Source organism: Rhodoglobus sp. G.S.4 (assembly GCF_056619605.1).
In genome coordinates, this window is the sequence record NZ_CM152748.1 from 1,419,005 (window position 1) to 1,429,954 (window position 10,950).

Annotated in this window: 10 protein-coding genes; 3 read left to right on the top strand and 7 right to left on the bottom strand. The window is 56.8% G+C overall.

The window, feature by feature from the left end:
• Positions 1-31: 31 nt before the first annotated feature.
• Entirely contained in the window at positions 32-1,630 is a 1,599-nt protein-coding gene (locus tag AC061P_RS06915) for an ABC-F family ATP-binding cassette domain-containing protein (protein ID WP_449646670.1), read from the bottom strand.
• A gap of 120 nt (positions 1,631-1,750) precedes the next feature.
• On the opposite strand from AC061P_RS06915, the gene AC061P_RS06920 reads away from it, so the two are divergent.
• Positions 1,751-2,371: a biotin transporter BioY gene (locus AC061P_RS06920; protein ID WP_480392148.1), complete on the top strand. Its 621-nt coding sequence runs from the start codon at positions 1,751-1,753 to the stop codon at positions 2,369-2,371.
• Between the two features lie 12 nt (positions 2,372-2,383).
• On the opposite strand, the gene AC061P_RS06925 is transcribed toward AC061P_RS06920, so the two are convergent.
• Genes AC061P_RS06925 through sufB form a run of 5 tightly spaced genes read right to left on the bottom strand, consistent with a single transcriptional unit; the run spans position 2,384 to position 6,457 of the window.
• Complete coding sequence (locus AC061P_RS06925) at positions 2,384-2,713, bottom strand: metal-sulfur cluster assembly factor (RefSeq protein ID WP_100388990.1); 330 nt, start codon at positions 2,711-2,713, stop codon at positions 2,384-2,386.
• Between the two features lie 4 nt (positions 2,714-2,717).
• On the bottom strand, positions 2,718-3,482 hold the full coding sequence (gene sufC, locus AC061P_RS06930) for a Fe-S cluster assembly ATPase SufC (RefSeq protein WP_449646672.1): 765 nt from the start codon (positions 3,480-3,482) through the stop codon (positions 2,718-2,720).
• A gap of 36 nt (positions 3,483-3,518) precedes the next feature.
• A complete protein-coding gene (locus AC061P_RS06935; RefSeq protein ID WP_449646673.1) occupies positions 3,519-3,854 on the bottom strand; it encodes a non-heme iron oxygenase ferredoxin subunit in 336 nt (111 codons plus the stop codon).
• On the bottom strand, positions 3,851-5,038 hold the full coding sequence (gene sufD / locus AC061P_RS06940) for a Fe-S cluster assembly protein SufD (RefSeq protein WP_449646674.1): 1,188 nt from the start codon (positions 5,036-5,038) through the stop codon (positions 3,851-3,853). The genes AC061P_RS06935 and sufD overlap by 4 nt, the downstream gene beginning before the upstream one ends.
• Positions 5,039-6,457 carry a Fe-S cluster assembly protein SufB gene (sufB, locus tag AC061P_RS06945; RefSeq protein WP_449646675.1) on the bottom strand — a complete coding sequence of 473 codons (1,419 nt, stop codon included), beginning with the start codon at positions 6,455-6,457 and terminating at the stop codon, positions 5,039-5,041.
• 246 nt (positions 6,458-6,703) lie between these two features.
• Here sufB and AC061P_RS06950 point away from each other — a divergent pair, with 246 nt between their 5' ends.
• Complete coding sequence (locus AC061P_RS06950) at positions 6,704-7,645, top strand: COX15/CtaA family protein (protein WP_480392149.1); 942 nt, start codon at positions 6,704-6,706, stop codon at positions 7,643-7,645.
• 35 nt (positions 7,646-7,680) lie between these two features.
• Here the strand turns inward: AC061P_RS06950 and AC061P_RS06955 are convergent, their stop codons facing one another.
• Positions 7,681-8,601 (bottom strand): heme o synthase, encoded by a 921-nt coding sequence (locus AC061P_RS06955; RefSeq protein ID WP_449646677.1) that lies wholly within the window; start codon positions 8,599-8,601, stop codon positions 7,681-7,683.
• 236 nt (positions 8,602-8,837) lie between these two features.
• Here AC061P_RS06955 and tkt point away from each other — a divergent pair, with 236 nt between their 5' ends.
• Positions 8,838-10,931, top strand: a complete 2,094-nt coding sequence (tkt, locus tag AC061P_RS06960; protein WP_449646678.1) for a transketolase — start codon at positions 8,838-8,840, stop codon at positions 10,929-10,931.
• Positions 10,932-10,950 lie beyond the last annotated feature (19 nt).

A 10,950-nucleotide genomic window follows, 5' to 3' on the forward strand; every position in this document is an offset into this window, starting at 1 on the left:
AGTCTGGATGACGAAGCTCGGCCGAGCAATGCTACGCCAGCGAGATGAGGTCCGCGTAGTCCTTATTCCAGTGGTCTTCGATTCCGTCAGGCAGAATCAGAACGCGTTCGGGGTTAAGGGCCTGGACGGCACCCTCATCGTGGCTCACAAGCACAACGGCGCCCTTGTAGTTCGACAGCGCGCCCAAGATTTCCTCGCGGCTCGCGGGGTCAAGGTTGTTGGTGGGCTCATCGAGAAGAAGTACGTTTGCGCCACTGACAACGATCATGGCCAGTGCGAGTCTGGTTTTCTCTCCACCAGAGAGAACGCCAGCAAGCTTTGCTGAGTCATCACCGGTGAACAGGAATGAACCGAGAACCCGGCGGGCTTCCATCTCCGTAATGTGAGGAGACGACGACACCATGTTTTCGAGAACCGAACGCTTAACGTCGATTGTCTCGTGCTCCTGGGCGTAGTAACCGATGCGAAGGCCGTGGCCAGGCTCAATATGCCCGGTGTCTGGTTTGTCGACGCCGGCGAGCATCCGCAACAACGTGGTCTTTCCTGCACCGTTGAAGCCCAGGATTACTACTTTCGAGCCGCGGTCGATCGCGAGATCGACGGATGCGAAGATTTCAAGCGAGCCGTAGCTCTTGCTGAGGTTGTAGCCCATGAGCGGCGTACGACCGCAGGGCGCTGGGTCGGGGAAACGGAGTGCGGCAACCCGATCGTTGGCGCGCACGTCATCGAGACCGGCAAGCAATTTTTCTGCTCGAGCAACCATCTGGTGGGCAGAAGCAGCCTTTGACGCTTTTGCACCGAATTTAGCGGCCTGAGCTTGCAGCGTGCTCGCCTTCTTCTCTGCGTTGGCGCGTTCCTTTCGGCGACGCTCTTCGTCAGACTGGCGCTGGCGAAGGTAATGCTTCCAGCCCATGTTGTATTGATCGATTTGCTGCCGGTTGGCATCCAAGTAAAAGACCTTGTTCACGGTGTCTTCGACGAGCTCAACATCGTGGCTAATCACGATCAAACCGCCACCGAAGTTCTTCAAGAATTCTCGAAGCCACACAACCGAATCGGCGTCGAGGTGGTTTGTTGGTTCGTCAAGAAGCATCGTGTCTGCGCCCGAGAATAGAATCCGCGCGAGCTCGATGCGGCGACGCTGTCCGCCGGAAAGCGTAGACAGCTGTTGATCGAGAATGTGATCCGGCAGGCTCAAGTTGCTCGCGATCGATGCCGCTTCGGCTTCAGCCGCATACCCCCCTAGGGATAAGAAGCGGTCATCCAACTTGCCGTATCGATCCATGGCGGCAGCGCTGATTTCTGGATCGCTGCTTCCCATCTCGTCTTGAGCTTGGCGCATCTTCAGCACGATGCTGCCGAGCCCTCTGGCGTCAAGAATGCGAGTACGCGCGAGATCTTCAGGGTTTCCGGAGCGGGGGTCCTGCGGCAAGTAGCCGATCTCCCCGGTACGTTCGATTGATCCGTCGGTGGACTCAAGTTCTCCGGCAAGCGTTTTCGTGAGGGTTGTCTTGCCGGCACCGTTTCGCCCGACCAGCCCGATTTTGTCGCCGCGATCGACTCTGAAATTGACGCCCTGCATCAGCATGCGTGCGCCAACGCGCAACTCGAGATCATGCACAGCAAGCACGGCAAAACATCCAAATCTTGGGGGTTGGGGTTAGTGGGCGACAGCACCAACCAACTAGTCTACTTCCTAGCGTTGGCTGCACAGTGCAGTCAGAATTTTACTGATCCGGAGCGCTCCGCTATGAGCAAGAAACCCGTCAGGTTACCCGCAACCATAATCGATCAAGTTTTCGGTCAGAATTTCGTGTCCAGCGTGACCTTCATTGTCGCGGGTGCGGCGCTTACCGCAATCTTGGCACAGTTCGTCGTGCCGCTAGATCCGGTGCCCCTCACGGCTCAAACACTCGCTGTACTACTGGTCGGAATGGCTCTGGGAGCTCTCCGCGGTGCTCTTGCCATGGTTGTGTATGTGGGTCTAGGAGCAATAGGCTTGCCCATCTTCAGCGGCGGCGAGGCAGGAATCACGGTACTCACAGGACCAACAGGTGGGTACCTCATTGGCTATGTATTTTGCGCGGCAATCGCTGGACTCTTCGCCGAGCGGCAATGGGACCGAACCTTTATTCGCGCGCTAGTCGGAGCGAGTCTCGCAATTGCCGTCACATTCATTTGCGGGCTGATAGGTCTGTCTGTCGCGTTCCACGCTAGAGGGCAGTCGACATCGATCTCTAGCCTTATCGAAGTCGGACTCACCCCGTTCTTACTGGGTGCCGCTACCAAGATCATCTTGGCCGCAGCCATACTCTCCGTAACCTGGAGTGCAGTGCTGCGGCACAGTGCGGTCGAACCGGTTTCCCGCTAGCGAAGCAGCGAACTAGATCGAGAATCCCAGCGCGCGCATCATGTCACGCCCGTCATCGGTGATCTTTTCTGGGCCCCACGGCGGCATCCAGACCCAATTGATACGGAACGCTTCAACAACGTTGTCCAGAGATTGTGCAATCTGCTCTTCAATTACGTCGGTCAAGGGACAACCAGCGGAAGTCAACGTCATGCTGATGATGAGCGCATTGTTCTCGGGATCCCAACTCAAATCGTAGATCAGGCCAAGATCAACAATATTGACGCCAAGCTCGGGATCGACGACGTCCTTTAGCGCCTCTTCGACCTCGTCGAAGAGTGCGGGAGCCAAAACAGTAGACATGGCTTTAGGCTACGCTCGTGTCGGTCAAAAATCGATCATAGCCTTCGTTTTCAAGGCGATCTGCAAGCTCAGGACCACCCTGCTCGGCCACTCGACCATCAACGAACACGTGCACGAAATCAGGCTTGATGTATCGCAAGATACGAGTGTAATGAGTGATCAGCAGCAAGCCGAGACCTGTTGACTCGTGTGCGCGATTGACGCCCTCAGAGACAATCTTGAGTGCGTCTACGTCGAGTCCCGAATCAGTCTCGTCGAGAATCGCGAATTGTGGCTTGAGAAGCTCCAACTGCAGAATCTCGTTGCGCTTCTTCTCTCCGCCGGAGAATCCCTCGTTCACGTTACGGTCAGAGAACGCCTTGTCCATCCGGAGTGCCTTCATCGAGGCGTTGACCTCTTTGATCCACGGCCGAAGTGCAGGAGCCTCACCGCTGAGAGCGGTCTTGGCGGTGCGAAGGAAGTCGGCGACCTTGACTCCGGGAATCTCTACTGGGTACTGCATAGCCAAGAAAAGCCCAGCGCGAGCACGAGCATCGATGCTCATATCGAGCACTTCTTCTCCATCGAGAGTGACAGATCCGCTCTCGACGTGGTACTTGGGGTGGCCCGCAATCGTATAAGCCAGAGTGGACTTTCCCGAACCGTTGGGCCCCATGATCGCGTGGATTTCTCCCTGCTTGATCGTGAGGTTGACACCCTTCAGGATGTTCTTGGTGCCCTGCTCAGTTTCAACGCTGACGTGCAAGTCTTTGACTGACAATACTGACATTTATTTCTTTCCTTAATGGTCTCGTGAGGAGGGCGTTTAGCCCTCGATGGCGACGGTGTCTTCTGGGTCGATGTGAACCCCGCCATCGTCGTCGATCTTCACTACAAAGACCGGTACAGGTTCATAGGCTGGCAAGCTCAGCGGCTTACCAGTATCGAGCGAAAACAGTGAACCGTGAGCCCAGCACTCGATCGCCCCGTCTTCGACAAAGCCTTCGGCTAGAGAAATATCTCCATGCGTACAGGTATCGCCAATGGCGTGAACTACGCCGGCCGAATCTTTAACAATCGCGATGGCAGTGCCATCTAGATCAACACGGTAGGCCTTGTTCGGCTCAAGTTCGTCGATTCCGCACACTCGCTGAGCGGTCATGAGAGAGTGCCTTCCAGCTCAGCTTCAATCGCCGAATGCAGACGCGCTTCAAGCGCGCCGTCGCCGACCTTCTGGACGATTTCCGTGAGGAATCCGATGACGACCAGACGTCGCGCCTCGGCTTCGGAGATACCTCGAGCTTGGAGATAGAAGAGCTGCTCGTCGTCGAACCGTCCGGTTGCACTGGCGTGCCCGGCACCCTGGATGTCGCCAGTTTCGATTTCCAAGTTGGGAATCGAGTCAGCGCGTGTTCCTTCAGTGAGAACGAGGTTGCGGTTCTGCTCGTAACTGTCGGTGCCAGCACCCTCACTGCCGATAAGAACGTCGCCGACCCACACGGTGCGTGCTCCCTCTCCCTGAAGCGCACCCTTATAGTTCACGCGGCCGCGCGTGTGCGCTGCTTGGTGATGCAGGTAAACGCGCTGTTCGAGGTGCTGACCCTTGTCGGCAAAGTACAGACCGTTGAGTTCGCCATCCGACCCTTCTCCTGAGAGATGAACCGAGGGGTTGACTCGAACGACCTTGCCGCCAAGCGACACGATTGTGTGTTTGAGGTAGGCATCACGGCCGACTTGCGCAAAGTGACTTGCCAAGTGAATCGCTTCGTCGTTCCAGTCTTGAACGCTAACCACATTGAGCTTGGCGCCCTCCTCGACAACAATTTCGACGTTCTCGCTCAGAAGCGCAGCTCCGGACGACTCAACGATGATCGTGCTGTTGCTGTGAGGGCGAGCAGTGATAACAATGTGCCCAGCGCGGGCATCAGTGCCGAGTTCAGTGCGAGTCAGGCGAAGCGTCACGTGTTCTTCGCTAGTAACCGTGATTGCTAGCGCTTGCTCGAAACTTGTCCAAGCATTGGCAGATGCGCGCTCTTCTGGAGCACCCGCTGATGCGATGCGTTTGTCGTCTCTGGCGACCCATTCGACGACAACGCCATCGGGCACCTCCGCGTCAAACGGATAGTTCCCACCGTTGAGGGTGTCATCAAGCAAAGGCTTAATGAGTTTCACCGGTGAGAGCTTCCAGTCCGCTTCGATCCCTGTTACGGGGGCGAAATCGGCGTGTTCGAACGACTTAGGTCGTGCGGAACGCGTTTGAACGGGAACGAAGTTCTTATCTTCGGCATCCCATCCACCATCGCTATGAGCTTTGAGTCCGTGTTGTTCTGGTGTAACGACGGTCATTTAGCCGACGGATCCTTCCATGCTCAGTTCAATGAGCTTATTGAGTTCGAAGGCGTACTCCATGGGCAGTTCGCGTGCGATGGGCTCGATGAATCCTCGAACAATCATCGCCATCGCTTCGTCCTCTTCCATTCCCCGAGACTGCAGGTAGAAGAGTTGTTCAGCGCTCACCTTGGAAACCGTAGCCTCGTGCCCGAGCTGCACGTCATCCACACGGATGTCGATTGCCGGGTAGGTGTCCGATCGAGAAATTGTGTCAACCAAGAGAGCGTCGCAGCGCACAGTATTTGCCGAGTGATGAGCTTTCTCGTCTACTCGGACCTCTCCGCGGTAGCCGGCGCGACCTCCGCCTCGAGCCACTGACTTCGAAACAATTGACGAGGTCGTGTATGGGGCCATGTGAATCATTTTGGCGCCGGCGTCCTGATGCTGACCGGGGCCCGCGAACGCGACCGAGAGGGTTTCGCCCTTGGCGTGCTCGCCGACGAGGTAGATCGACGGGTACTTCATCGTGACCTTTGAACCGATGTTTCCATCAATCCACTCCATAGTTGCGCCTTCGTGCGCGATCGCACGCTTGGTCACCAGGTTGTAGACGTTGTTGGACCAGTTTTGGATCGTTGTGTAGCGAACGCGAGCGTTCTTCTTCACGATAATTTCCACCACGGCCGAGTGCAGCGAATCCGACTTATAGATCGGCGCGGTGCAACCCTCGATGTAGTGAACGTATGAGCCCTCATCCGCAATGATTAGCGTGCGCTCAAACTGGCCCATGTTCTCCGTATTGATCCGGAAGTAGGCCTGCAACGGAATCTCTACGTGGACGCCCTTGGGAACGTAAACGAACGAGCCACCAGACCACACAGCGGTGTTCAGCGCGGCAAATTTGTTGTCGCCAGCGGGAATCACTGATCCGAAATACTCGTCAAAGAACTCGGGGTGCTCGCGCAGCGCCGTATCAGTGTCCATGAAGATGACACCCTTAGCTTCAAGTTCAGCGTTGATTGAGTGGAAGACAACTTCAGACTCGTACTGTGCGGCTACGCCAGAGACAAGACGATTACGCTCCGCCTCGGGAATACCCAACTTCTCATACGTGTCACGAATATCGGCAGGAAGGTCTTCCCACGTCTGGGCTTGCTTTTCCGTGGAACGAACAAAGTATTTAATGTTGTCAAAGTCGATGCCCGAGAGGTCTGCGCCCCACTTCGGCATCGGTTTGCGACCGAAGAGCTCAAGGCCTTTTAGGCGTTTCTTGAGCATCGATTCTGGTTCGTTTTTCAGCGTTGAGATGTCGCGGACGACCTCTTCGTTGATGCCTCGTCGTGCAGAGGCTCCTGCAACGTCGGAGTCAGCCCAGCCGAACTCATACTGGCCCATGCCACTGAGTTCCGGACGATCAATAAGCACGTCGGACATTGGTACCTCTTTTCCTGCCCCTATCAACCAAGGTGGCTGTGTTGGCATTCCTTCGCACAGCAGATTGCCGGGAATATTTCGTGAGTTGCGCGTGCACTGTGTCACAACACAGTGCGGGCGAACTTAGACTGAAACAGGACAAGCAAGGCATTACCTCGCTGTCATCATTGACTTCCCGGCATGGGCTGTGTTCCTGAACGCAATCCATTCTACAGGCAGAAGCTCGAAATAACAGGAGGTACGGCCGTGAACGCCGTCATCGCACGATTACCCCAGTTCGTCAGCACGCGAGTTCGCTTTTTCGCAGTGACATCTCTCGTCATTCAGATTCTGATTGTCGCAACGGGAGGGGCTGTTCGCCTCACAGGTTCAGGACTCGGATGCCCGACCTGGCCACTCTGCACCGATGCGTCCCTCATCGCGACGCCAGAGATGGGAGTGCACGGTGCAATCGAGTTCGGAAACCGCCTGTTGTCGATCATTGTCGGCTTTGTCGCCATCCTTATGGTCCTGATGCTCATCCGGCTTCGTCGCGAGCGTCGCGACCTGATGACCCTTGGTCTAGTCATCCTCGGTGGAACGGTTCTTCAAGGACTGATTGGTGGGCTATCCGTTCGCGTTCAACTGGATCCGAGCGTCGTTGGCGTTCACTTTGCGATATCGGCAATTCTGGTCGCAGTCAGTGCTGCCTTGGTCTACCGAGTATGGATGGGCCCCCGAGGTGACCGACTCCTTGTCTCGCGTCCGATCGCTCTCCTGACCCACGTAACGAGCCTCTTTGTTGCTTTGACAATCATCGCGGGCATCCTTACTACAGGGGCAGGACCTCACGCTGGTGATGACGGCTCCGCTCGCAACGGCCTGGATGCGAGCATCCTGCAGCACGTGCATAGCTGGCCAGGCTACGCGCTGCTGGCAACCACGCTCGCGCTCGTGATCATGCTTGCCATCGGCGGTCATCGTCGAATCATGAACTTTGCGATCATCCTGCTCGCCCTCGAAGCTGTGCAGGCCGTCATCGGTATCGTTCAGTCCCGCACCGGATTGCCGATCGTACTTGTCGGCAGCCATATGATCATCGCGTGCACGATAGCTGCGGCAATGACCGTAGTAGAGCTCTCGTTGCGAAGTTCGAACCCGCAAGCCACACAGTCCGTACCTGCTCACGAGGAGCTAGCGGCTAGGTGAGCTAGCGACCAGTGACGTTGCGAGGTTAGTCGCTCTTAGAACGGAAGAAGTGGGTCGATACCGACCGCGAGGAACACCAGCGTCAGGTAGCTGATTGAGCTATGGAAGACCCGCATCGCTTTAACTTCGCCGTGGCGGATTGCCGTTGAATACAAACGGTGAGACTCGATGATGAACCACGCGCCGCTGCCTGCGGCAACCACGGTGTAGACAATCCCCATGTCAGCGACGGGTACCAGCAGTAGCGAACAAACGACGGTTGCCCAGGCGTACAAGATGACTTGGAGCCCGACTGCTGCGCGGCCACGAACTACCGCGAGCATTGGTACGCCGACAGATTGGTACTCTGCCCGGTATTTCATCGACAGCGGCCAGTAGTGCGGAGGTGTCCAGAGAAATACAACGGCGAAAAGCACAATCGACGCCCACGAGAGATCACCGGTGACTGCTGCCCATCCGATGAGCACGGGCATGCACCCTGCAATTCCGCCCCAAATAATATTCTGAGGGGTGCGACGCTTCAGCAGCAGGGTATACACGAAGACGTAGAAGAGAATGGCAAAGAGCGACAGTCCCGCCGCAAGCCAGTTAGTCAAGACACCAAGCCAGAGAACCGACCCAGCTCCCGTTACCCACGCAAACACAAGAGCCTCGCGGTCGCTTAACTCGCCGGTAACCAACGGACGGTTCTTCGTACGAGCCATCACACGGTCGATATCGCGATCGATGTAACAGTTGAAGGCGTTTGCTGATGACGCACTGAGAATTCCGCCAACTAGCGTCGCCAACACGAGCCACAGGTTGGGAATGCCGTTAGCAGCAAGCACCATCACTGGAACCGTCGTTACAAGCAGGAGTTCGATAACTCGCGGTTTTGTTAGTGCGACATACGCGCGTGTCTTACGGAGGATGCCGATGCGTTCGTGCTGCGTACGGGCTTCTAAAGTGACATCCATACCCACGATTCTAAACCGCTGAAGCGATTGCGCTGACCGTCACCGTAGCAAGGCGCCGTTCACCTGCTCTGTTCCCTATACTTGGGATGCCCGCCTCTCGGTGACGAGGTCCGTGTTCTGCGTTCGCGTAGTTGCGACAACCCACTGAGCGAGCCAAAGATGTCGCGTGGCGGGCCGTTCACGTGCCCTGATCGTTCACGGTCAGGCACTTCGCTTGCAGAAGGGTCATTATTCTCATGGCAGCTTTTCAATGGGATCACATCGACAACAAAGCAGTAGATACTGCTCGAATTCTGGCGGCTGATGCTGTTGAGAAGGTAGGTAACGGGCATCCCGGTACCGCGATGAGTTTGGCGCCTGCAGCGTATCTGCTATTTCAGAAAGTGATGCGTCGCGATCCAAGCGACGATCAATGGCTGGGGCGCGACCGTTTCATCCTTTCAGTGGGCCACAGTTCACTAACCCAGTATGTCCAGCTGTACCTCGGCGGCTACGGCCTCGAACTCGACGACCTCAAGGCACTTCGCACCTGGGGTTCGCTCACACCTGGTCACCCCGAGTACGGCCACACCAAGGGTGTCGAAATCACTACGGGGCCCCTAGGTCAAGGCATCGCCTCGTCCGTCGGTTTTGCCTATGCTTCGCGTTTCGAGCGCGGTCTATTTGACCCAGAAGCAGCAGCAGGTGAGAGCCCGTTCGATCACTTCGTCTACGTCATTGCCGGCGATGGAGATCTTCAAGAAGGCGTATCGTCAGAGGCTTCCTCTCTTGCCGGCCACCAAAAGCTTGGCAACCTGATTGCTATCTACGACAGCAATCAGATTTCCATTGAAGACGACACCAACATCGCCTTCACCGAAGACGTTCACATGCGCTACGAGGCGTACAACTGGCATGTTCAGGTAGTTGATTGGAAGAAGACCGGCGAGTACGTCGAAGACGTCGAAGCTCTCAATGACGCGATTGAGGCAGCTAAGGCCGTCACAGATCAGCCGTCGTTGATCATCCTGCGCACCATTATTGGTTGGCCAGCACCGAGCAAGCAGAACACCGGGAAGATCCACGGATCTGCCCTCGGTGCAGAAGAACTGGCAGGCACAAAAAAGGCGCTCGGTTTCGACCCAGAACAAAGTTTTGTCGTCGACGACGATGTGATTGCGCACACACGTCTCGCAGTTGAGCGTGGCAAGCACGCTCGAGCTTCGTGGACCGAGACCTTTGACAAATGGGCTGCCGCCAACCCCGAGCGCAAGCAATTACTTGACCGTATTCAGGCTGGCGAACTTCCCGAGGGATTCAGTGAAGCACTCCCCCAGTTCGAAGCTGGGAAGGATGTCTCAACACGCGCCGCCAGCGGCAAGGTACTTGGAGCACTCGGAGCGGTAATGCCCGAGTTGTGGGGCGGCTCATCCGACCTTGCAGAATCGAACCTAACTACCATCGCCGGCGGACAGTCGTTCATCCCGAGCGAACACTCCACAGGAGAGTGGAGCGGAAACGAATACGGGCGGGTGCTTCACTTCGGTATTCGCGAGCACGCAATGGGCGCGATCATCAACGGAATCGTCCTGCACGGAAACACCCGTGTGTTCGGCGGCACGTTCCTCATCTTCAGCGACTACATGCGCCCCGCAGTGCGATTGGCTGCCCTTATGGCCGTCCCGTCGATCTTCGTGTGGACTCACGACTCGATCGCTCTCGGCGAAGATGGTCCGACGCACCAGCCCATCGAACAGCTTGCAAGCCTGCGCATGATCCCGGGCCTCGATGTCGTTCGTCCCGCTGATGCTAACGAAACTGCGTGGGCCTGGAAGACGATTCTAGAGCGTCGCAACGGCCCAGCCGGAATCGCACTCACCCGTCAAAACGTTCCGACGTTTGCCCGCGGAGAAGGCGATGCAAGCGGCGAGACGTTCGCTTCCGCCTCCAACGTCGCGCGCGGTGCGTATGTGCTCGCAGAGGCTCCAAACGGAACGCCTGACGTCATCCTGATCGCTACCGGGTCTGAGGTTCAGCTTGCCGTTGAGGCGCGCGAGGCACTCAAGGCTGACGGAATCAACGCCCGTGTGATTTCTGCCCCGAGCCTTGAGTGGTTCTCTGAGCAGTCAGCCGAATACCGCGAGTCCGTTTTGCCTTCAACTGTGCGTGCACGCGTATCGGTCGAAGCAGGAGTCGCCACTGGATGGCGCGAGTACGTCGGCGACGCCGGCCGAAGCATCTCCATTGATCACTTCGGTGCATCGGCTGACTACAAGACTCTCTTCCGTGAGTTTGGCATCACCACCGAGGCCGTTGTGGCCGCAGCACGCGATTCTTTGGATGCCGTCTAGGCATTCCGATAAAGGAGAC